This is a genomic window from Novosphingobium sp. FSW06-99 (assembly GCF_001519065.1).
Classification (GTDB): domain Bacteria; phylum Pseudomonadota; class Alphaproteobacteria; order Sphingomonadales; family Sphingomonadaceae; genus Novosphingobium.
The window spans coordinates 208065-231741 of the sequence record NZ_KQ954259.1; the positions used below are offsets into that span (position 1 = coordinate 208065).

18 protein-coding genes are annotated in these 23677 nt (G+C 64.8%); 12 read left to right on the forward strand and 6 right to left on the reverse strand.

The genetic code is table 11. The features are described from left to right. Nucleotides 1–111 precede the first annotated feature (111 nt). From AQZ49_RS15920 to AQZ49_RS15945, 6 genes are all read left to right on the forward strand, one after another. Nucleotides 112–654: a methylamine dehydrogenase light chain gene (locus tag AQZ49_RS15920; RefSeq protein ID WP_067617681.1), complete on the forward strand. Its 543-nt coding sequence runs from the start codon at nt 112–114 to the stop codon at nt 652–654. Continuing rightward, a complete protein-coding gene (locus AQZ49_RS15925; RefSeq protein WP_231739270.1) occupies nt 621–1184 on the forward strand; it encodes a cytochrome C in 564 nt (187 codons plus the stop codon). Before AQZ49_RS15920 ends, AQZ49_RS15925 begins: the two co-directional genes overlap by 34 nt. Further along, nucleotides 1181–2080, forward strand: coding sequence for an XdhC family protein (locus tag AQZ49_RS15930; RefSeq protein ID WP_067617684.1), 900 nt, complete (start codon nt 1181–1183; stop codon nt 2078–2080). The genes AQZ49_RS15925 and AQZ49_RS15930 overlap by 4 nt, the downstream gene beginning before the upstream one ends. Beyond that, a complete protein-coding gene (locus AQZ49_RS15935) occupies nt 2050–2640 on the forward strand; it encodes a nucleotidyltransferase family protein (RefSeq protein WP_067617686.1) in 591 nt (196 codons plus the stop codon). Before AQZ49_RS15930 ends, AQZ49_RS15935 begins: the two co-directional genes overlap by 31 nt. 165 nt (nt 2641–2805) lie before the next feature. Then, on the forward strand, nt 2806–5019 hold the full coding sequence (locus AQZ49_RS15940) for a TonB-dependent receptor (RefSeq protein ID WP_067617688.1): 2214 nt from the start codon (nt 2806–2808) through the stop codon (nt 5017–5019). A 14-nt stretch (nt 5020–5033) separates the two neighbouring features. Further along, a complete protein-coding gene (locus tag AQZ49_RS15945; protein ID WP_067617690.1) occupies nt 5034–5717 on the forward strand; it encodes a Fe2+-dependent dioxygenase in 684 nt (227 codons plus the stop codon). Between the two features lie 58 nt (nt 5718–5775). Here AQZ49_RS15945 and AQZ49_RS15950 read toward each other — a convergent pair whose 3' ends face one another. Next, a complete protein-coding gene (locus AQZ49_RS15950; protein ID WP_067617692.1) occupies nt 5776–7398 on the reverse strand; it encodes an inorganic phosphate transporter in 1623 nt (540 codons plus the stop codon). Between the two features lie 157 nt (nt 7399–7555). Continuing rightward, nucleotides 7556–8482 carry a polyphosphate kinase 2 gene (gene ppk2 / locus AQZ49_RS15955; RefSeq protein WP_067617694.1) on the reverse strand — a complete coding sequence of 309 codons (927 nt, stop codon included), beginning with the start codon at nt 8480–8482 and terminating at the stop codon, nt 7556–7558. Nucleotides 8483–8651: 169 nt separating this feature from the next. Here ppk2 and AQZ49_RS15960 point away from each other — a divergent pair, with 169 nt between their 5' ends. The 3 genes from AQZ49_RS15960 to AQZ49_RS15970 all read left to right on the forward strand — a co-directional run bounded on the left by AQZ49_RS15960 (nt 8652) and on the right by AQZ49_RS15970 (nt 11336). Next, on the forward strand, nt 8652–10064 hold the full coding sequence (locus AQZ49_RS15960) for a M20/M25/M40 family metallo-hydrolase (protein WP_369819147.1): 1413 nt from the start codon (nt 8652–8654) through the stop codon (nt 10062–10064). A 153-nt stretch (nt 10065–10217) separates the two neighbouring features. After that, on the forward strand, nt 10218–10679 hold the full coding sequence (locus AQZ49_RS15965) for a hypothetical protein (protein ID WP_067617697.1): 462 nt from the start codon (nt 10218–10220) through the stop codon (nt 10677–10679). 84 nt (nt 10680–10763) lie between these two features. Continuing rightward, complete coding sequence (locus AQZ49_RS15970) at nt 10764–11336, forward strand: carboxymuconolactone decarboxylase family protein (RefSeq protein ID WP_067617700.1); 573 nt, start codon at nt 10764–10766, stop codon at nt 11334–11336. A gap of 69 nt (nt 11337–11405) precedes the next feature. On the opposite strand, the gene AQZ49_RS15975 is transcribed toward AQZ49_RS15970, so the two are convergent. The 4 genes from AQZ49_RS15975 to AQZ49_RS15990 all read right to left on the reverse strand — a co-directional run bounded on the left by AQZ49_RS15975 (nt 11406) and on the right by AQZ49_RS15990 (nt 19281). After that, nucleotides 11406–11909 carry a DUF1993 domain-containing protein gene (locus tag AQZ49_RS15975; RefSeq protein WP_067617703.1) on the reverse strand — a complete coding sequence of 168 codons (504 nt, stop codon included), beginning with the start codon at nt 11907–11909 and terminating at the stop codon, nt 11406–11408. A 26-nt stretch (nt 11910–11935) separates the two neighbouring features. Next, nucleotides 11936–14752 (reverse strand): M16 family metallopeptidase, encoded by a 2817-nt coding sequence (locus AQZ49_RS15980; RefSeq protein ID WP_067617706.1) that lies wholly within the window; start codon nt 14750–14752, stop codon nt 11936–11938. 295 nt (nt 14753–15047) lie between these two features. Next, complete coding sequence (locus AQZ49_RS15985) at nt 15048–16520, reverse strand: chemotaxis protein CheW (protein ID WP_067617709.1); 1473 nt, start codon at nt 16518–16520, stop codon at nt 15048–15050. 10 nt (nt 16521–16530) lie between these two features. After that, complete coding sequence (locus tag AQZ49_RS15990) at nt 16531–19281, reverse strand: methyl-accepting chemotaxis protein (protein ID WP_156428341.1); 2751 nt, start codon at nt 19279–19281, stop codon at nt 16531–16533. 262 nt (nt 19282–19543) lie between these two features. On the opposite strand from AQZ49_RS15990, the gene AQZ49_RS15995 reads away from it, so the two are divergent. From AQZ49_RS15995 to AQZ49_RS16005, 3 genes are all read left to right on the forward strand, one after another. Then, entirely contained in the window at nt 19544–20974 is a 1431-nt protein-coding gene (locus tag AQZ49_RS15995) for a GGDEF domain-containing protein (protein ID WP_231739271.1), read from the forward strand. Nucleotides 20975–21051: 77 nt separating this feature from the next. Beyond that, nucleotides 21052–21855 carry a phytanoyl-CoA dioxygenase family protein gene (locus AQZ49_RS16000; RefSeq protein ID WP_067617715.1) on the forward strand — a complete coding sequence of 268 codons (804 nt, stop codon included), beginning with the start codon at nt 21052–21054 and terminating at the stop codon, nt 21853–21855. A 90-nt stretch (nt 21856–21945) separates the two neighbouring features. Beyond that, the coding region (locus tag AQZ49_RS16005; protein ID WP_067617718.1) for an amidohydrolase at nt 21946–23677 on the forward strand (1732 nt) is incomplete at its 3' end.

Genomic DNA, 23677 nt, shown 5'->3' on the forward strand with positions numbered 1-23677 from the left:
AAGCTTCACAAATGACGATTTTTGAACCACCATGCCCGGCATGAACCGCGTCAGCCCGTTGCCACAGGCACTGGCGCGATCTGTGCCCACCGACCGGATGACGGGGGATCTATGACCATTTTCAATGCTGACAGCTTTGGCGAATCCATGTTGCGCCGCTTTGCCGGCGGCACATCGCGGCGTGGCATGCTGGCGCGGATCGGCGCTGCGCTAGTAGCTGCGCCAGTGTTCCCGGTGCTGCCGGTCAGCCGCGCAGAGGCAGCCAAGCCCGATCGTTCGCCCGAGGCCAAGACGGTGTTTGCGCGCAACGCGCAGACCAGCGACGACACCAAGTGCAACTACTGGCGCTATTGCGCGATCGACGGTTCGCTGTGCACGTGTTCGGGCGGTGGGATTCACTCGTGCCCGCCGGGCGCCGAACCTTCGCCGGTGTCGTGGGTGGGCACTTGTGTCAATCCCGACGACGGCAAGGCCTATCTGATCGCCTATCGCGACTGTTGCGGCAAAGCGTTCGTCAACAAGTGCAATTGCGATGGGTCCGACCGCGAAACGCAGCTCTATACCCAGCAGCTCAACAACGACATCATCTGGTGCTTTGGCGTCAAGAACAAGGAATACCATTGTTCGACCGCGGTGCTGGTGGGCGCGGCCTGATCATCATGCGCAATTTTGGCGCCATTTGCACGGCGTTGATGCTGGGTGCGGGGGCGCTGGCATTCGGCCTGACGCTCCACGCCGCGCCCGCACAAATCGATCCGCACAGCGTGATGAGCGACCCGGCGCAGGCGCGCAGCGACTATATCGAACATTGCGGCGGGTGCCACGGCATCCGGGGCGATACGGTGCCGGCACATCTGCCCGAATTGGAAGGCCGGGTCGGCTGGTTCATGTGCACGCCCGAAGCGCGCGCCTATCTGATCCGCCTGCCCAATGTCGCGCATAGCCGGATCACCGACAATGCCGAACTGGCCGACATGATGAACTATGTCGTGTTCGTGCTGGGTGAAGGCAGCGCGCCGGTCGGCACGCGCCCGTTCACCGCCGACGAAGTCGCGCACGAACGGGTCCACGCGCTGACCAACATGAACCTGACCGCCGAACGGCTGCGGCTGGCCAACCAGTTGGTGCACCAGTGCCACGCGCCCGAATCGATCCGCCAGCTCTATCCCGGTGAAAAGCAGTGATCGCCGCGCGCCCTGTCGATGCCTTGCGTCTGATTGACCGAGGCGCGCGCGAAGGCGTGGACGGCGTACTGATCACGCTGGTGGCGATCGAGGGCACATCTTCGCGCGCGATCGGCACGCAGATGGCGGTGCTTGCCGATGGCCGACAGATCGGGTCGTTTTCGGGCGGCTGCGCCGAGCGCGCGATTGTTGCCGAAGCCGCCGAAGTGCTGGCAGAGGGACGGCCGCGCACGGTGCGTTATGGCGTGGGATCGCCCTATATCGATGTGCGCCTGCCCTGCGGGGGCGGCATAGACCTCCTGTTCACCCCGCGGCCCGATGCGCGGCTGGTGGCCGAGGCATTGGCCCGGCTCGACCGGCGCGAGCCGGCGCGCCTGACGCTGGGCACGCATGAACAACGTTATGCACCCGCACTGCGACTGGTCGCGCTGGGGCATGGCGAGGACTTGCTGGCGCTGGTGCGGCTGGCGCGCGCCTATGGCGTGGATGTGGCAGGGTATGCTCCCCTGCCCGATGCCGCGCCCGATCAGGGTGTCGCCCCGTTGCTGACCCCGTCGCGCCTGCCCGATTTTGTCAGCGATGCATGGACCGCGATCGTGTTCGTATTCCATGACCGCGACTGGGAAGAATTCCTGCTGCCCCAGGCGCTGGAACGTCCGGCGTTCTATCACGGGGCCGTCGGCAGCCGGCGGACGCATTTTACACGGTTGGAACGGCTGCGGGCGATGGATGTGCCCCAGGCCCGCATCGAAGCCTTGCGCGGGTCGATCGGCCTGATCCCGGGCACCCGCAACCCGGCCACGCTGGCGCTGTCGATCCTGGCCGAGCTCGTGCAGGATTACGAAGCCTGTGCGGGCCAGGCCGTATGGCACGCGGGGCGCGTGCTGGGCGCGTGACACCCGGCGCGATTGCGCTGGTGCTGCTGGCGGCAGGACGCGGCGAGCGCTTTGGCGGAGGCAAACTGGCCCAGCCGCTGGCGGGAAAGCCGCTGGCGCGGCACGCTGCCGACAGCCTGCGCACGATCGGCTTTGCCCACCACATTGCGGTGATCGGCCCCGACACACCGCCTTTGCCCGGCTATGCCACGGTGCTGCTCGACCCTCCCGGTGCGCCGCAATCGCGTTCGCTGGCGCTGGGCGTCGCGGCGGCCCGCAGCAGCGGCGCGCTGGCGGTGATGGTCGCATTGGCCGACATGCCCATGGTTCCCCTCGCGCATGTCCACGCTCTGCTGGCGGCGTTCGACGGCGATCGGTTGGCCAGCGTTGGCCCGCACAGCACAATGCCCCCAGCCCTGTTCGGGGCACGCCATTTCAACGCCTTGTGCGCGATGACCGGCGATCGCGGCGCGGGTGCGTTGTTGCGCGACGCCCCGACCCTGCCACTGCCCGCCGACGCCGCGCTCGATGTCGATCATCCGGCCGATCTTGAGCGCGCCGCGCGCCTGATCACGCGCTGAATTCTCTGCGGAACTGACGAGACGACGCGCGCCCACCGGGCGCGGCGCGACCTGCACGCGTATGATTTGCGTATTAATGCAAATGGTTCGCAAAAGTCTTGTTGCAAACCTGTCGCAACACCAATACATCGTTTTTGCGAGTCATTTGCAACAAGAAAGACCCCCATGTCGTCCAATCGGAAAATCGCCTGCATTGCGGGCATCACTGCGCTTGCCCTCAACACGGCACCCGCCGAGGCCGCGCCGGATGCCAGCGCCGACGACGCCACCACCATCGTCGTCAACGGCACGCAGACCACACCCGGCGGCACGCAAGTGGCCACCCCACGCATCGCCGGGGACCAGCATGACATCGCCCAGTCGGTCACCGTGCTCGACAAGGAACTGCTCGACGCGCAAGGGGCAACCTCGCTGGCCGATGCCCTGCGCAACGTGCCGGGCATCACGCTGGGCGGCGCCGAGGGCGGACAGATCGGCAACAATATCAATCTCAACGGCTTTACCGCGCGCACCGATATCTTTCTCGACGGGTTCCGCGATCGCGGGCAATATTACCGCGACACGTTCGCGCTGGAAAGTGTCGAGGTGCTGATGGGCCCGTCCTCGATGCTGTTCGGGCGCGGATCGACCGGCGGCGCGATCAACCAGGTGCCACATCAGGCCAAGCTGAAGCCGTCTGCGCAGCTCAGCACTTCGGTCAACACCAATGGCATGGTGCGCGCGACCGCCGGGATCGATGAACCGCTGTCATCGACAGCCGCGCTGCGGATCGACGCCATGTGGCAGGACGGCGCGCCCACCACGCGCAAGGACATGACCGACCACGATTATGGCTTTGCCCCCACGCTGAAGCTGGGGATCGGCACGCCAACTGTGGTCACACTGTCGGGGCTGGTGCAGCACAACCGCGATCGCCCCGATTACGGGGTATCGCCGCTCAATGGCGCGCCGGTGGCGGTGCCGCGCAACACAGTCTATGGCTATGACACCGATCGCACGATCCAGGATGTCACGGCGGGCAGCGCGGCCATCGCCCACACCTTTTCGCCGCACCTGTCGCTGCGCAACCAGGTGCAGTACAATGCGGTTACCACCGATGCGATCGAGACGGCGGCCAACACCATCGGCACGATCGGCGCCAATGGCTTTACCGCGCTGACCCCGTCAGCCACCAGCAGCCTGCCGCTGACATCGCTCGGCGTGCGGCTGCAAAGCCACGACCGGGTGATCCACGATACCTCGCTGTTCGACCAGACCGAGCTCAAGGCCGATTTCGCCGCCGGAGCGCTGCACCATGCCATTCTGGTCGGCAGCGAACTGGGCCGCGACACCTATCGTAACCAGGCCTATTACCGCAACGGCACCTGCAACGGCACGCCGCTCAATGCCACCGGCGCGATCACCGGCTATGTCGGGTGCGTGTCGCTGCTCGATCCCGGCTATGGCGACAGCCCGGCGGCCGTGCCCGAATTGCCGGGCAACTATGCCACGGGGCGCGCCGATACGCTGGGCCTCTATGCCAACGACACGCTGGCGATCGGCAGCCAGGTCAAGCTGGTCGGCGGGCTGCGCTGGGACAGCTATAGCGCCACCATCACCAATTCGATCAATCTGGCCAACACCAAGGGCAACACCACGCTGCCCTATGCCCGGCAGACCGTGCATTATACCAGCGTGCGCGCAGGCGCGATCTGGCAACCCGCCAAGACGCAATCCTATTATGCCAGTTTCAGCACCTCGTTCGATCCGGCGCTGGAACAACTGACTTCGACCACCGGACTGTCCGCGCCGCTGCCGCCGGAAACCAACCATGCCTTTGAAGCGGGCGGCAAATGGGATTTTCTCCACGGGCGGCTGCATGCCAGCGCGGCGGCCTTCCAGATCACCCAGTACAATTCCCGATCGCAGAATTCCGATAACACCTACACCGCCAACGGCACGGTGCGCGTGCGCGGGGTGCGGCTGGGCGCGGATGGCGCGATCACCACCGGATGGCAGGTCTATGCCGCCTACAACCACCTCGACGCCCGGATCATCCAGGCGATTGCAGTGGGGACACAAGGCATGGTCCCGCTCAACACCCCACGCGATTCGGGCACAGTCTGGTCCACGTTCGATCTCGACCATCACTGGCAGATCGGCGGCGGCGCGACGTATGTGGGCAAACGCTATGCCAACAACACCGACACCGTGGCAGTGGGCAGCTATGTCCGCGCCGATGCCACGATCGCCTGGCGCCAGCCGCGCTATGACTTGCGCGTCAACGTGTTCAATCTGACCAATGCCCACTATTATGACGCACTGATCGCCTCTGACGGTGGCCGCTCGGTGCCCGGTACGGGCCGCACCGCGTTGTTCACGTTCGCCTGGCACATGTAAGGGACCCCTGCGCCATGATGCTGAAAATCCCCGCCGTGCTGTCACCTGGCCAGGTGGCACAAGTGCGCGGCCTGATCGAAAGTGCAGAGGGCTGGGTCGACGGGCTGGCCACCGCCGGATGGCAGGGCGCACCGGTCAAGCGCAACCACCAGATGGACGAGCAGGCCCCCGCCGCCCGCGCAGCGCAACGGATCATCCTGGCCGCGCTGGAAACCAACCCGACCTTCATCAGCGCGGCGCTGCCCCATGCGGTCTATCCGCCGATGTTCAATCGCTATGGCGCCGGCCAAACCTTTGGCGCCCATGTCGATGGCGCAGTCCGGCTCAACCCGCAGACCGGCGCGCAGATGCGCACCGATGTGTCGGCCACGCTGTTCCTCAACGATCCGGATGACTATGACGGCGGCGAATTGCAGGTGATCGACACATTCGCCACGCACGGCGTCAAACTGGCGGCGGGCGACCTGGTGCTCTATCCCGCCACCAGCCTGCACCAGGTTACCCCGGTCACGCGCGGCGTGCGCCTGGCGTCGTTTTTCTGGGTGCAATCAATGATCCGCGATGATGCCCGTCGCGAACTGGCGTTCGATCTGGACAGCGCGATCCAGCGCCTGAGCCGGACCGGGGGCGATGATGCCGCGCGCACCGCGCTGGTGGGCTGTTATCACAACCTGTTGCGGATGTGGGCGCAGACCTGAACAGGAAAGGCTCCACCCCGAGGATCGGGATGGAGCCTTTTGCATACGTACGAACCGATCAGATGATGTGGCTCAATCCGACATAGAGCGCGCCCGACAGCAGGATCGACACCGGCAGCGTCAACACCCAGGCAATCGCCAGATTGCGCAGCGTGCCCCATTGCAGGCCCGATCCGTTGCCGGCCATCGCCCCGGCCACACCCGATGACAGCACGTGGGTGGTCGAAACCGGCAGGCCGAAGTTGTCGGCCGCGCTGATCGTTGCCATCGTCACCAGTTCGGCCACCGCGCCCTGCGCATAAGTCAGGTGGCTCTTGCCGATCTTTTCACCGACCGTGACGACAATGCGTTTCCAGCCGATCATCGTGCCAAGCCCCAGCGCGATCGCCACCGCGACCTTGACCCAGGTCGGGATGAACTGCGTCGCCTTGTCGAGGTTCTTCTTGTACCCGTCGAGCGCCTTGGCTTCATCGGTGGTCAGCGGCACGGCCTTTTCCTTGGCCAGACGCTTCATCGCCGAAGAGGTCAGGTACATGTCGTTGCGGATGTTGCGGGTAACCGCTGCGGGCACTTTGGCCAGCGAACCGTAGCCTGCCACCTGACGGTCGATATCGTTCGACAAGACACCCAGCGCGGCCAGCGTGGTCGGGCCGAACTTGTGCACCGCGATATAGCGGGTGATTTCGGTGCGCGCAGCCTCGACCGGCATGGCGGCCGGTGCGGGTCCGGCATTGGGCACGGCATGGGCGGTGAACACCGCCCCGGCCGCGACCGAGCTGGCGTGGAACTGCGCTTCATACGAAGCAGGCACCGCGCGGTTGAGCGCATAGGCAGTGGGCACGATCCCGATCAGGATCAACATGATCAGGCCCATGCCCTTTTGCCCGTCGTTCGACCCGTGGGCAAACGACACGCCGGTGCACGTCAGCACCAGCAGACCACGGATCCACAGCGGCGGCGGCGCATTGCCGACCGGTTCCTTGTAGAGCGATTCGACGCGGACCAGCGCCTTGACCGCGATGATCAGCAACAGCGCGGCGGCAAACCCGATCAGCGGCGAAAACAGCAGGGCCTGGCCGATCTTGACCGCCTGGTCCCAATCGACCCCGGCGGTGCCGTCGCGCCCGTGCATCATCGCATTGGCAACGCCCACGCCGATGATCGAACCGATCAGCGTGTGCGAAGACGATGACGGCAGGCCCAGATACCACGTGCCCAGGTTCCAGATGATCGCCGCGATCAGCAGCGCGAACACCATGGCAAACCCGCTCTGGCTGCCGACCTGCAGGATCAGTTCGACCGGCAGCAGCGAAACGATGCCAAAGGCGACCGCGCCGGTCGACACCATCACGCCCAGAAAGTTGAAGAACCCCGACCACACCACGGCCACATGCGCGGGCAGCGAATGGGTATAGATGACCGTCGCCACCGCGTTGGCCGTGTCGTGGAAGCCGTTGACGAATTCAAAGCCGAGCGCGATCAGCAAGGCAACGAACAGCAACAGGAACGGCAGAAACGTGATCGAGGACACCCCGGCGGCGGTGGCATCGGTAAAGATGCTGTAGCCGACGAAGCCGAGCCCGGCGACCAGTACGGCCAGAAACCCGTACAGGCCGATATCGCCCAGTCCTGCATCCAGATTGGGTCGCGCACTGTCTGGCGCGACGGCGGTGGCGTTCATAGTGGTAAGCTCCCCATACACCAATATGACTCACGATTAGCAGACGTCGTGTGACACCGGTGTGACGGTATGGGGGATTCTTGTTGTGTTAACTGTTCGGGCCGGTGCTTCTTGGCGGCGGCACCGGGCCGGCGCCGCCTGCGGCACACACCACCGTTCAAAAAATTTCGGGCACGAACATGTCACCGGGAATCGGGTGGCGGATATAGTCGGGATTGCGCACGCGCGGGGGCAGCACCACGGTCGGCTTGCGCACGTCGTCATAGGGCACCTGGCTCAGCAGGTGGGCGATGCAGTTCAGCCGGGCGCGGCGCTTGTCGTCGGCATGGACCACCCACCACGGCGCTTCGGCGATATGGGTGTGTTCCAGCATCGCTTCCTTGGCGCGGGTGTAATCTTCCCACCGGCGGCGGCTTTCGACATCCATCGGCGACAGTTTCCACTGCTTGAGCGGATCGTGAATGCGCATCTGGAAACGGAACTGCTGTTCGGCATCGGTGATCGAGAACCAGTATTTGACCAGAATGATGCCCGATCGCACCAGCATGCGTTCAAATTCGGGCACCGAGCGGAAGAACTCTTCCACATCGTCTTCGGTGCAGAACCCCATCACCCGCTCCACCCCGGCGCGGTTGTACCACGACCGGTCGAACAGCACGATTTCGCCCGCCGCCGGCAGATGCGGCACATAGCGCTGGAAATACCACTGGGTCTTTTCCCGCTCTGACGGGGCGGGCAGCGCGACCACCCGCACCACGCGGGGGTTCAACCGCTGGGTGATGCGTTTGATCGCACCGCCCTTGCCGGCCGAATCGCGCCCCTCGAACAGCACGACCACTTTCAGCTTTTGCTGCACCACCCAATCCTGCAGGCGGATCAGTTCGTGCTGCAGCCGAAACAGCTCGCGAAAATAGGTGCGCCGGTCGAGCTCGCCGGCATGGCGCTGCGCCGCCTCGGCCAGGTCGGCATCGTCGGCGAGCATATGCGCCAGGCTTTCGGACAGCTCTGCCTCAAGCTCTTCGTCAAAGCTGTCTTCGATTTCCTGTTGCAACCGGGCGCTGGTCTGCGGGTCCAAGGGTGTCATCTGGGCTGATTTCCTTTTTCGCATGCTTGCCGCCCGGATATGTCAGCACCATGACGACGCACCGCACGCGCGCGTGCCGTGCCTGTCGCGATGAAACCGTTTGCGATTCCGGCACCGGACCGCCTAGGTATGACCGTCACAATATAGGCATGCAAAGGGAAAAATCGGCATGAGATTCACTGGCTTGGCGCTTGTCGCCGGTCTTTTGGCAGGCACCGTTCAGGCGCAGACCGCACCGCTGCCCATGCCGCACCGCGATGACGTGGCCCCTGCCCCGGTCGCGCCAGCCCTGATCGCGTTGCAGGATCGCGCCAGCCACGACGACACCGCCTATGCGATCGTGGCGGGCCTGACCACCGAAGTCGGCCCGCGCCCCGATGGCAGCGAGGCCGAAGGCCGCGCGCGCGACTGGGCGGTGGCGCGGTTGCAGGCACTGGGTTTCGCCAATGTCCATGTCGAACCGTTTGACGTGCCGACCTGGCAACGCGGCGCCGAAAGCGCAGACGTGATCGCGCCGGCGCATCAGCCGCTGCATGTGGCCGGCCTTGGCAATTCGGCACCGACCCCGCCGGGCGGGCTGACCCTGCCGATCGCCTATTTTGCCAGCTATAACGACTTGCTGCTCGCCCCGCCCGGCAGCCTGACCGGCAAGATCGCGTTTGTGTCCAACGCCATGGCCCCCACGCAAGACGGTTCCAGCTATGGCAGCGAAGGCCGCGCGCGCTTCATGGGGCCCAGCGAAGCGGCCCGGCGCGGCGCGGCGGCCATCGTGATCCGTTCGATCGGCACCGACCACAGCCGCGCGCCCCACACCGGGGTCACCGATTTTGCCCCCGGTGTAACCCCGATCCCCGCAGCCGCACTGTCGGTATCCGATGCCGAAAACCTGGAACGGCTGGTCAAGCTGGGCAAGCCGGTCGTGCTGCACCTGCTGCTCGATGATCACCAGCTCGGCATGCGCCCCTCGGGCAATGTCGTGGCCGAAGTGCCGGGCACCGATCCGGCGGCAGGGGTGATCCTGATCGGCGGCCACCTCGACAGTTGGGATCTGGGCACCGGGGCAATCGACGATGGTGCGGGCGTGGCGATCACCGCCGCCGCCGCGCATCTGGTGCAGGCCAGCGGCCCGCATCGCCGCACCATTCGCGTGGTGTGGTTCGGCGATGAGGAAACCGGCGGTTTTGGCGGCATCGCCTATGCCAAAGCCCATGCCCGTGAACCCCACGCGCTGGCCGCCGAAAGCGATCTGGGCGCCGATCGCGTGTGGCGTTTCGGCACCGAACTGCCCACCAGCGCGGCCCCTGTCGTGCCGCGCCTTGCCGCTGCGCTCGGCCTGTTGGGCGTGGTGCACGGCGCCAAGCTGGTCGATGGCGGCACCGATGTCGAACCGATGCTGGCGCTGGGCGTTGCAGGGATCGACCTCAATCAGTCGGCCTTGCGCTATTTCGACTGGCACCACACCCCCGAAGACACGCTCGACCGGATCGATCCCGAACAGTTGCGCCAGAATGTCGCCGCCTGGGCCACCGTGCTGGCGATTGTAGCCGACGCACCCGAAGACCTGACAGCGGCAAAGCGCTGACCGTCGTATTCAAGAACCACCTGAACGGGACACCGGTTTGCCGTTAATTACCCGGACACGTAACGATCGATAATTATGTCTCGGCGGCGGTTGGACAGTTGAGCCAATTGTCGCAGACTTATCCTGAATTCTTGGGGAAGAAGGACACAAGCCATGAAAACCACAATCAAAATGGCGCTGATCGGCGCCGTCAGCGTGATGGCCCTGCCGATCGCGGCGCATGCCCAATGGTGGCACCAGCACCCCGGCTATCTGCGCGCGATGTCGGATGCGCGCATGGCCTATGCGCTGGTGACGCATCATGACCCGCGCGATCCGGCGCAGGCGGTCGAGGAAAGCCGGGCTGCCAACGAGATCCTGGCCGCCTACAACGATCTGAAGCACGCCGCGATCGACGACGGCAAGAACATCAACGATCAGCCCCCGGCCGATTTCCAGTGGGGCGACCACCGCAGCCGCCTGCAGCGCGCCAACGAGATGCTGTACTCGGCCAGACGCGATCTCCAGGCCGAAGAGGACAATCCCGCCGCCGCGGGCCTGCGCGACCGGGCCATCGCCCATCTGGGCGAAGCCAGCCACCTGGTCGGCGAGGCCCAGCGAGTCTGGCACTTCTGATCATCGAAGACCCAGACAAAGCGCCCGGTGCCAACCACCGGGCGCTTTTTTCCGCCCCGACCAGAGCAAAGGGATACTCCCGCGATGCGACTGCCGCAAATCGATCACACCACCCTTACCGGCGATGACCTGGCGCTTTACGAAGACATGAAGGCGGGGATCGCAACCAGCTTTACCGGCTTTACCGCGATCGATGCGCACGATGACCTGATCGGGCCATGGAACCCGTGGCTGTCGTTTCCGCAATATGGCGGCCCGGTGTGGAATCTGGTCAAGGCGCTGGCAACGCACAGCACGCTGCCCAAGCCGATCCGCGAGATCGCCATTCTGGTCACCGGCGCCCATTTCAATTCCGCCTATGAGCTTTACGCCCATATTCTGGTCGCCGAAGCGCGCGGCCTGTCGGATACCAAGATCCGCACCATCACGGCGGGCTCACGCCCCGCAGACTTGTCCCAGGAAGAAGGTCTGGCCTATGATTTCGCGCGCGAACTGGTCACCGGCGGGGTCGTGCCCGAACTGATCTATCGCGAAATGGTCGCCACCTTTGGCCAGGATGGCACGGCCGAATTCATCTATCTGGTCGGGCTCTATTGCTCGGTGTCGGTCACGCTCAACGGGTTCAAGGTGCCATTGCCGGCCGACGAGGACCTGTAACGGCATCTTGCGTGGCGCTGAGCGATTGATGGGACATTCCGGCATCGCCGGAATGTCCCATCAGACCGTTCAGGCCGCCACTGCCGCGCCTTGCAGATAATCCATCTTGCCGATGGCCACACCCTTCATGCGCAACAACGCATAGGCGATCATCAGGTGGAAAAAGAAATTGGGCATGGTGAAATCGGTCACCAGCCCAAGGCCGGTGAAGGTCATTTTCATGTTGGGGAATTCCAGCACGATCTCGGCAGTTTCGCGCCCTTCGAACGCCGCCGGATCGGCTTCACGCAGATAGGCGATCGTCTTGGCGATGCGTTCGCGCAACTGCGCCAGGCTGGTTTCGTCATCGGCCATCGGACGCGGCGGCACTTGCGCCAGGCGTGTTACCAGCAACTTGGCCGTGTCGCAGGCAATCTGCACCTGGCGCGACAGCGGCAGCATGTCGGGGGCCAGGCGCGCATCCACCAGTTCGCGATCGTCGATGCCGCTCGCGATCGCCTTGGCCAGCAAGTGATCGAGCACCCCCAGCTTTTGCAAAAAGACGGGCACCGTGATGTCATAGAGATCGGCCATCAAATCATCCTCTTCTGGTAAAACATCTATTTGGCCCGTGACACCACCGTCACGGGGTTGGTGTCGGCAGACAGCCGGGCAAACAGCGCGCGCACATCCTCGGCGGTCACCGCCTCCAGGCCCGCACCGGTTTCCAACACGTTGGCACGCACGCGCGGATCGCGCAGCACCAGCGGCAGCATCGTCGCCCAGAACGCATTGCCTTCCATATCCTTGACCCGCCCTTCGACCAGCGGGCGACGCGCGCGTTCCAGTTCGTCGGGCGTCACCGGTTTGGCGGCCAGATCCTTCACTTCGCCATCGAGCAGGGCGCGGAACGTGGCGAAATTGGCGGGCGGGGTTTCCAGCGCCGCACCCAGCCAGCCCAGCCCCGGCAATTGCGTTCCGGCATTGGCATCAGTCATCGGCGAATAGGTCAACCCCAGCTTTTCACGCACGGTGTCGATCAGCCGCGATTGCAGCACACTGGCGGCCACGCGCGCGGTATAGCTGAGGCGCGGATCGGTGAAATAGTCAGGCAACAGCCAATAGGCGCCATACCACGCCTGATCCGCACGGCCTGCATGCAGCCCGACGTGCGGCTGCGCCGACGGCGCCGGCAAGGCGATGTGCGGCACGATCTCTTCGCGCGGCGGCAGGACGGGCCCTGCGCCGAATGTCGCCGCCGTTGCGGCAATCGCCTGATCGACGGTGACATCGCCCACCACCACCACATCGGCAGGGCCCGACAGCGCGGTCTTCAACAGCCGGGGCAAGTCGTCGGGGCGCGTCGCGGCAATATCCGCGCTGGAAGGAATGTCGGAATAGCGCGTGTCGCCCCCGGTCAGCGTGCTGCGCAAGGTGCGGCTGACCACCGCCCCGGCATTGGCATCCAGTTGCCCCGCGATCATCGGCCCCAGCGCGGTAATCTTGTCGGCCAGTTCGGTGCGGAACCCGGCATCGCGGGTTTCTGCCGCCAGGACCTGCATTTCGCTGGTGAAATCGGCCGGGCGGGTGGTCCCGCCGATCACATAGGCGCGCGGATCGGCCTTGAATTCCGTCGCGATCGTGCGGCCCGCGCTTTGTGCCCAGCGGTCGATATCCCCCGCCGCCAGTTTGCCCGTGCCACCCAGCGGCAGGAATTGCGTGGCCCACAAGGCATGGATCAGCGCCGGATCGGCCCCGGCACGGCCATTGCCGAACAGGACTTTGACGGTGATGTGGTCCTTTTCGTAGGTCGTCGGCTTGACGATCAGGCGGCTGCCATTGGCAAAGCGTACCGTGGTGGTGCCGAGCGCAGCATCGTCGGCCCGCGCGGTCACCACGCCCGGCGCGCCAAAGCCGGTATAGGGCCAGACCACCGCGGCCTGCGCCGCGCGCGCCACGATCGGCGCCTGGATATCGGCGGTCAGCGCGGATTCGAGCGCTGGGATGCCGACCGGCCCGGCTTGCGCCGCGCGGAACAGCACCGGCCCCGATCCGGCGAAAACACGGCCCAGCGCGGCGTGGATATCCGCCGGAGTCAGGCCGGGCACCACGTCGCGCGTCAACGCCAGATCCTGCGCCGGGCTGGTGAACAACTGGTCGTCGTTGACCGTTCCGACCAGCGTGTCGGCAATTTCACCATCCTTGCGCGTGGTGGCATTGGCGGCGGCGGCTTCGAGTTGGGTCATCACCTGGGTGATCGCGCGTTTCAGATCATCGGGTCCGGCGCCATCGGCCAGCAACCGGCGCTGTTCGGCGACCACAGCCGCCAACGCGGCCTGCCATTTGTCGGGCGCGGCGGAAATCTGCAGAAATGTCAGCGATGCCACGCCATAGAGCGAGGCCATCGCCTCACCCTGTGCCTGCACGAACGGGGCGCCGGGGCGCGCCGCGGCATCGGCCAGGCGGTTGTTGAAGATGGTCGTGGCCACCACTTCGGCCAGCTTTTCGCGATCATAGCGTTCGGTTTCGGCGCGCGGATCGACCGGGCGCTGCCACGACAGGCTGAGCGTGTCGGGCGCACCGGGGGCGATGAATTCGCCCGCGCGATGCGCCGGGTGCGGCGTGCCGGGGTCGATCGTGTCGGCGGGTGCAGCCGGCTTCCAGTCGGCAAAGCGCGCCTTGATTTCCGCCTCGACTTTGGCCGGGTCGATATTGCCGACGATCACGATGGTCGCGTTGTCGGGACGATAATTGGCCTGGTAATAGCGGCGCAGGCGTTCGGGCGTCGCCGCCTTGATCGTTTCGACCAGCCCGATCGGCCAGCGCTGCGGCAGACGCGTGCCCGCCAGTGCATTGTTCAGATCGGCCTTGATCGACTGATAGCCCGGGGTGTCGCGCAGCCGTTCTTCTGACAGGATCACCCCGCGTTCGGCCTCGACCGCCGCCGGGGCCAGCGTCAGGCGTTCGCCGATTTCGCGAAACAGTGTCAGCCCGGTGTCGAGCGCTCCGCCGTCGGTCTTGGGAAAGGTGAACATATAGACGGTTTCGTCTTGCGCGGTGAACGCATTGGTATCGGGGCCGAACCGCAGGCCCTGGCGTTCGAGCATGTGCACCACTTCGCCATCGGCGATGTTGGTGCTGCCGCGAAACGCCATGTGTTCCAGATAATGCGCCAGCCCCTGTTCCTCGTCGCGCTCTTTGAGCGACCCGGACCCGATGCGCAGCCGCATGGCCACACCGTCGGCCGGCGTGTCGTTGTGCATGATCGCATAGCGCAGGCCATTGGGCAGCGTGCCGAACCGCACCGCCGGGTCGGCTGGACGATGCAGGTAATCCTGCGCCCAATGGCCCGGCTGCTTGACCGGCGCATCATCCGCCAGCGCGGGTTGAGCAGACAGCACCAGGGCCAGCAGACTGACCGAACGGCAAAGCTTCATGCAGGACATCCCTTTTGATCCCGGTTGGTGAGGAATGGCACACTTGCGCCCTGCCGACCCGATGCCGCGCATCCGGGGGCTGTCCGCAACGGGAACAGCATCGCCTTGCAGTGCCGGTGAACCACCCCGCACCCAGTGCATACAAGATATAAATGCCGCCTGAACAGGGTCATTCAGGGCTGTTGGCGAATTCCCGGAAGTCTGCCCGCCCGGCCACCATAACCTGATGGTATCGCTGTGGTCGGGCGGGGAGCAGGGGCGGACGGGTTTGAGACGCGCCTTGCGCAGCCTGGTATCAATCGCGATCCTGGATCAGGCTGGCCAGGTCAACCACCGAACAGGTCTTGCCTTCGCTGGTGATGATCACCCGGCCCGGAAGGTTGTCGGGCCCGCCAGCATCGCGGCGGTTGCCCACTTCGTGCGGCACCAGTCGTTCGACCGCACGCAAGGTATCAAGCAGAAATCCCGCCGAACGGCTGCCGTCGGTGGCAATCAGGATGAATTGCGGCGCCTGTGCACCCTCCACGCCAAGCAGACGGGCCAGATCGATGATCGGCAGCGCCTTGCCGCGATGGGGGATGACCCCTTCGAATCGCGACAGGCCGGGTTCGAAGGCAATGCTTTGCAACCGGTCGAGCGGCAGGATTTCGGCCACATGTTCCAGCGGCACGGCATGTTGCCCCTGCCCCAGCGTGAACACCAGAAACGGCTGCCGTTTGCCGCCAAACCGGGCATCGTCGCGCGCCCGGTCGGTCAATTCGGCATCGCTGCCTTCTTCCATCCGCGCCAGATTGGCGAGTACCGGGCTGGCAGCCAGCGCGGCGCCGTCGAGCATGAAAATCGGCGGAACCCCGTCGAGAACACCCGCAATCAGGCTTTCTTCATCGATGGCAAAGCCATCGAGCGCCAGCCATGTTTCGCGGCGGATGCGGATCATGTCCTGCACCGCATCGATCCGCAGCGCGACGCGCCCCCCCTCGTTCAGCCGCACCACCACCGTGGCCATCGTGCGCGCCGGGCTGCACGTGCCCAGCCCCAGCAGGTGCAACGTGTCGGCGACAGGAATCCGCCGCCCGTTGTAATCGACGCTGGCCATCCACAACGGATCGCTCAACGCCGCAGGCTGCACCGCGCAGGCCGGCACTGCCGCCTCGATCACATCGGCAGCCAGGCCGAACCGGTGATCGCCCACGCCAAAGGTCAGCGTCGCCGTGCCACCGGCCAGCTTGACGCTGTCGGCCACCAGCCGGTCGGCCCCCTGGATCAGTCCGGGAAGACGCGCCAGCGCCTCGACATCGAGAATGACGCCGCTGCGACCGTCAAGCACGAAACCGGCGCTGATCAGCCCCAGTGATGCAGTCAGATGCCCCGGAATCAGGCTGATGGCGGTCTGCCGATCGTTGCCCAGATCGACCACGCCGCAAATCTGGTGCACCCCCACTCCGATCACCCCGTGCGGTGTGCGCAACACCATGATCACCGCAGGGGCGATCGCATCTGATGCGGCTTCGACACCGGGGTGCATCAGGTGCAGCAAGTCGACCACCGGCACCAGCGCCCCGCGCAGATCGATGGCGCCGGTCACTTCGGCCAACGTGCGCGGGATCGCCGACAGAGCCGCCGGGTGCGGCACCACCTCACGGATCGCCGCAATCGGCACGGCCAGATACATCGGGCCGATCCGGGTCAACCCATGGAGTGTGGATTGCGCCTGCAACGCAGGCGCCCCGTCAGTGTCAGGCGTCAGATCTGTCGCCGCGGTGGCCATGGCGCGGGACTCAGGCCGCCGCGCTGTCCGACCGACCGCTGGCCGTGCGCGACAGGCGATGGATCAGGTCGACCACTTCGGCCGAGACGGTATCCTGCGACTGGGCAGAGGCGCTGATCGCCTCGATCGCATCGCCGGTGCGCATGACCGCATCCATGATCCCGCCAAAGGCGCCCGATGCCTCGCGCGAGCGTTCGGTGCCATGGCCGATGCGGCCGATCGACTGGTCGATCAGGCGGCTGATATCGCGTGCGGCAGTCGACGAGCGTTCGGCCAGTTTGCGCACTTCGCCCGCCACCACGCTGAACCCCACCCCGTGTTCACCCGCGCGCGCCGCCTCGATTTCGGCATTGAATGCCAAGAGGTTGGTCTGGCCGGCGATTTCGCCGATGATCGCGACGATTTCGGCAATCCCCGAGGCGGAAGTCTGGATCAGCTCGATCGCCTCGATCGCCTTGGCCAGCGCCTCGTTGCCCTTTTCGGCATTGGCACGGGTCGATTGCGACAGGCCGCTGGCGACTTTGGTGGCATCGTTGATCGCCGAAATCGATGTCGACAGGCGTTCGACCAGACTGCCCAGATCGCCCGCGCGGGCGCCGATCTCGCGCTCCATCAGCACCTGGTCGGTGATGTCGAAGGCATATTTGATAATCCGCACCGGTTCTCCGTGCAGATCGAGCAGCGGGTTGTAGGTCGCCTGAATCCACACATCGCGGTCATATTTACCCACGCGGTGGAACCGGCCCGCGCAATATTCGCCCCGGTTCAGCTTGCGCCAGAAATCGGCGTAGTCGCGGCTGCGGATATAGTCGGGCGAACAGAACATCGCATGGTGCTGCCCGGCAATCTCGCGCTGGGAATAGCCCATCGTCGACAGAAAATGATCGTTGGCCGACAGCACTTTGCCGTCCAGATCAAACTCGATCACCGCCAGCGACTTGCCGATTGCCTGGACTTTGGCCTGAAACTCGTTGGCGGCGATCTTTTCGCGAGTCACATCGGTGGCGACCTTGCACACTTTTTTCGGTTTGCCGTCGGCGCCCAGAATCGGATCGTAACTGGCCTGGATCCAGAATTCCTCACCTCCCTTGCGCACACGCTTGAACTCGCCGCTGATAGACTCGCCGCGCGCCAGCCGTTCCCAGAACGTGGCATATTCGGCCGAGGCCGCGGTTTGCGCATCGCACAACATGCGATGATGGCGCCCCTGGATTTCATCGAGGCGATACCCCGACACGGCCAGAAAATTGGCATTGGCGGTGATGATATTGCCCGACAGGTCAAATTCGATCGTCGCCTGGCTGCGGTTGATTGCCTCGATCTTTTCCTTCTGTTCGATCGCCAGTTCGTGGCTCTGGGTGATGTCATGGGCAAACTTGACCACTTTGGCCACTTTGCCATCCAGATCGAGCACCGGATTGTAGGTGGCCCTGACCCACACGTCACGCCCGCCGCGCGCCACCCGGCGGAACACCCCGGCCACATATTCACCTTGCGCCAGTTGCCGCCAGAACTGCGCATAGTCGGCACTGGCAACATAGCCGGGATCGCAGAACATCGAATGGTGCCGCCCGATCACCTCTTCGGCGGCATAGCCCATGGCGGTCAGGAAATTGGCGTTGACGGCCAGCACTTTGCCGGTCGTGTCAAATTCGATCACGGCCTGGCTGCGATCGATGGCCGACAGCTTGCTGTCGGCTTCCAGCGCCTGCTTGCGCTGCTCGGTCACGTCCATCGCGACCTTCATGATCTTGTAAGGCTGGTTGTCGGCGTCGAAAATCGGATTGTAGCTGGCCTGAATCCAGACTTCGCTGCCGTCCTTGCATATGCGCTGGTATTCGCCCTGGTCGAAATCGCCGCTCCCCAGCTTTTTCCAGAACTGGCGATAGGCAGGGCTGGCGGCATAGTCCTTGGCGCAGAAAATGCGGTGGTGGGCGCCGCGCAGGTCGTCGAGCGAATAGCCCATCAGATCGAGGAAATTGGCGTTGGCGGTCAGCACCCGACCTTCCAGATCGAATTCGATCAGCGCAAAGGCCCGATCGATCGCGGCCAGCCTGCTGACGGATTCTGCGCGCTGGTTCCATTCAGCGGTTACATCGATGGCATAAGACAGCACCGAAACCAGCATTTCGCCATCCATCGTGGGCACAAACACCTCGCGCAGCCACACGTCATGGCCCGCGCTGCTGCGGTGCTTGCGCACGATCAGATCGTGGTGCGCCTGGGCAAACTGTCCCCACCACGCCGCCGGATCGGCAGGGCGCGAGGCATCGGTCCACAACGCGGTAAACGGCTGACCCGCCAGATCATCAAACGATGTTCCGACCAGCGAGGCATAGAGCGCGTTGCCGCCCCTGATCGTGCCATCGGGCGCATATTGGCAGATGGCCAGCGCATGGTTGATGGCGTCGAAACGGTGCTTCAACAAGGCCAGATTGGCGTCGCTGCCACTGTGCCCCATGAACAGCACGCTGCCGCCGTGGCCTTCGGCCAGGCACGCGACACCCTGAAAATCGGCATGGCTTCCCCGCAATTCCACGGTTTCGCCCGCACGCACGCGATGCCAGGCTGCATCGGCATCGGCAAACAGGCCACCAAACGCGGCCTTGCCCGCGATGCCGTCACCCAGACTGTGCGTGGCCGTGCCGTTGGCCCCGGTCACGACCCCGGTCTTGCCGTCAAACGACAGGATAACCAGGCTGTCGGCCAGATGCGCTGCGGCCTGACCCACCAGATCAAGTCGCGGTTGCTGGACTGTCATCGTGCATTCCCCAAACCCGTCGCGGCACCCGACGACACCATCGGACACGCCGTCTCTCGGCGATCCGGCAAACGTTTATCGGGGCAAACCCGTTAAGCTCCCGATGAGTGCGCAAATCCGGGAGATCACCTAGGCCCGCACACTGGCACGCGACGGCCAGGGCATCTTGTCCACAATGGAACCTATCCATTGCAGTGCGACCCGACCTGTCAGAGAGGCACCCGGTGCTGCCGTCATGGCCAGCCATCGGAGGGTTCCACCAGTGTCAGGCACTTTGCCCCAGTCCGCGATCCAGCGCGCCAGCAGCGAATGGTCGGCGCACGTGGCGCAAACCCGCCCGGCCATCCGCGCGCTGCTGGTCAGCATCGTGACCGGGCACCGCGATGATCTCCACCAACGCTATCTGGCCTATCTGGGCGATGACCAGGCCATCGCCGACGTGTTTTCAGACCCCGCCGCGCGCGCCGACTTCGCCGACCGCTTTATCCGCTGGCTGCACGCGTTGCTGACGCTCGACCCCGCGGAACGCGACGCGTTTCAAACCCGGCAGGCCGAAGTCGGCAAGCTGATGTCGCGCATCGGTTTGCCCGCGCATGCGCTGTCGCGTTCGATGCGCAAATTGAAACTGTGGTTTATCACACAGTTGCGCGATCAGCCGATCGACCGCGCTGACGTGCTCGACGCGATGGCCCATGTAATCGTGGTGATCGACACCGCGATCGAAATTCGCGAACAGGGCTATCTGACCGACCGCGCCCAACAGGCGCGCGCCGAGGAAGCCTATCGCCTGCACGCGCTGGGACAGAACCTTGCCATGGAGCGCGAGCGCCAGCGCGCCGCGCTGATGGACTGGCTGCAAGGGCTGCTCGCGCGGCTCTACCAGGCCCAGGACGCAACCGACCTGCCCCGGCTGGAAAAATCGGAATTCGGGCTGTGGTTCGATCACAAGGCGCAACTGATGTTCGAAGGCGCGCCCGATCTTGCCCTGATTGCCAAGGCGATCGAACGCATCGATCGCACGATCATCCCGCAGTTTGCCGCCCTGCTCGATGCCGACCGGGGCGAACTTGGCCGGATGATCGCATTGATCCAGACCGAAGTCGGATCGATCAAGTTTGCGCTCAACACCGTGTTCGACGCGCGCATGGAAATCGAAAACAGCCGTGATCCGCTGACCAACCTGCTCAATCGCCGGTTTCTGCCAACCGTGTTGATGCGCGAAATCGCGGTGCAAAAGGCCCGCCAGCCGAGCGGATTTTGCCTGGTGATGCTCGATGTCGACTGGTTCAAGTCGATCAATGACGAATACGGGCATCTGGCTGGTGATCGGGTGTTGCAGCAACTGGCCGCCTGTGTGGTCAACACCGTGCGACCATCGGATTTCGTGTTTCGGTTCGGCGGCGAAGAGATCGCGATCGTGCTGGTCGATGCCGACGAGGCCAGGGGGATCGAAATCGCCGAAAACCTGCGCGCGCACATTGCCGGACTGACGGTGCGCCTGGCGGACCAGCGCGAACTGGCGGTTACCGCCAGCTTCGGCCTGGCCCCATGGCAGGGCGAACTGGATTATCAGCAATTGCTGGCACGCGCCGACCAGGCGCTTTATGCAGCCAAGACCGGGGGACGCAACCGGGTCGAAGTCGCGCCGTTGCCGATCGAGGCGCTGGTCCAGCCCGCGCAACTGTCGCAATAAGCAAAATTGGGGTTGTCGCGATACCGTCGACAGTGGTTTGGTGGGGCATCCCTGTGATCCGACGGAGCCCGACAGCCATGACCGCACCCCAGCTTTCGACCGAAACGCGATCGGCCTTTCGCGATCGGGGTGTCGTCGTGTTGCGCGGGCTGTTTGCCGACTGGATCGATCCCTTGCGCGAAGGCGCGCGCCGCAATCTGGCCAGCCCCAGCCCGCTGCACCGCAATTACACCAATGGCCGGGCGCGCTTTTTCGGCGATTATTGCAACTGGGCGGCCATCCCCGAATTCAGCGCATTCGTGCGCGACAGCGCGGCGGGGGACGTGGCACGCCAATTGATGGGATCGCGCGTGGCGCGGATCTTTCACGAACATCTGCTGGTCAAGGAAGCCGGTGCCGATATCCCCACCCCGTGGCACCACGACAGCCCCTATTATTGCGTGGCCGGGCAACAGACCGTCAGCCTGTGGCTGCCGCTCGATCCCGTCCCCCGCGAAATCTGCCTGGAATCGGTGGCGGGCAGCCATGCCTGGGGCAAACTGTTCCGCCCGCGCCGGTTTGACGGCACCGCCTATGATCACCAGACCGACGATCTGGTGGAGATGCCCGACATCTCGGCCGACCGCGATGCCTATGACATCGTGTCGTGGGATCTGGCCCCCGGCGATTGCATCGCGTTCAATTTCATGACCGTGCACGGCGCGCCGGGCAACCGCACCGCCGGCGCGCGCCGCGCGTTTTCCACCCGCTGGTTTGGCGAAGACGCGGTCTATGCCGACCGCGGCGGCGCCACATCGCCACCCTATCCCCACCTGGCCGAACGGTTGAAGGCCGGTGATCCGCTGCCGCTCGACGAATTCCCGATCATCGCCACCGCCTGATCGTCGCCCCCCGCCAAAGGGTGGCGGGGCGTGCTTGCTCTTGGTTGCGGCGCGCGGCATGGTGAGCGCAATCGAACCAGGGGGATCGCGATGCGCAAGGGTCTGTTCGTGGCGGCGCTGTTGGCGGGGGCCGGTCTGTGGCCAGCAGCGGTTGTGGCAAAAGAAGCGGTCGATCTCATTCTCCACGACGGCCAGGTGCTGACGGTCGATGCCGCGTTTTCGACGCGCACGGCCGTCGCGGTGCGCGCCGGGCGGATCGTCGCGACAGGCGGCGAGGACCTGCTCGAACGGTATGACGCGCCCACGGTCATCGATCTGCACGGGCGCACGCTGATGCCCGGATTTATCGACACCCATCTCCATCCCATTCCGATCGGCCCCAGCGACATCAACCCGCTGGTGGCGCATTCGATCGTCGAAATTCAGGACATGGTGCGCAAAAAGGCGGCTGAACTGGGGCCGGGCAAATGGATCACCGGCTATGGCTGGCAGGAAGCCGCGCTGGCCGAAAAGCGCAATCTGACGCGTGCCGATCTCGATGCCGCAGCGCCCGACAATCCGGTGCTGCTGGTGCGCGCGGGCGCACATTCGGCAGCCGCCAATTCGCTGGCGCTGAAGCTGGCCGGGGTGACGCGCGACACGCCCGATCCCAAAGGCGGGCTGATCGAACACGATGCCCGTGGCGAGCCGGGCGGGATCATTCGCGAACGGCAGGACATTGTCGAACGGTTCATCCCGCCGCCCACCTGGGCCGAGATGAAGGCGCCGATGATCCGCACGCTGAAAGGATTTCTGGCGCTTGGCATCACCAGCTTTCACGACGCCAGCGGCAGGATCGATGACGAACCGGTTGGCCAGGGCGGCATCGCGCCGGCCGCGCCGGGCGCCGAAGTCGCCAGTGGCGAAATGACCTTTCGCCGCGCGCAGGCGCTCTATGCCGAAATGGGCGACCAGTTGCCGCGCGTCACGATGTATATTTCCTATCCGGGCGCCGAGCGGCTGAAGGCGTTTCCGCACCATTCCGGGTATGGCACCGATCGGGTGCGGCTGGGTGCGATCGGCGAAAATCTGGTCGATGGCGGGTTTACCGGGCCGACCGCGTGGCTGCTGGTCGATTACAAGGGACAGCCCGGATTTCGCGGCAAGGGTCGCTATACCGATGCCGAATTGCAGGACATGGTCGATACCGCCAATCGCCTGGGCTGGCAGATGGGCCTGCATTGCATCGGCGATGCGGCGATCGTGCAGACCATCAACGCCTATGCAAAGTCGTTGGAAGCGATTCCCGATCCCGCCCACGACAGCGCCGACCGCCGCTGGTTTACCGACCATTTCACCATCATGCCGCCCGATGCCACGATGGCGACGATGGCGCGCGACCATATCTGGATCGCGCAGCAGCCCAATTTTCTCTACAATCTGGAAAACCGTTATGTCGCGCTGCTCGACGACTGGCGACTGGAACACAACAATTCGATCGCCACACCGGCGCACAAGTTCGGCATTTTCATGGCGTTCGGCAGCGACAATCTGCCGGTTGGGCCGCTGGTCGGGCTCTACGCCGCGATCACCCGCAAAGGTCCAAGCGGCGCGGTGCACGGAGCCGAAGAAGCGGTCAGCCGGGCGGAGGCGATCCGCATGTACACCGCCAACGGCGCCTGGTTTTCGCGCGAGGAACACGACAAGGGCACGATCGAACCCGGCAAGCTGGCCGACATGATCGTGCTGCCGTTCAATCCGCTGACCGCCGACCCCCAAGTGCTGCTGAACGGTCATGTCGACATGACGTTTGTCGGCGGCAAGCTGGTCTATGCCGTGAACT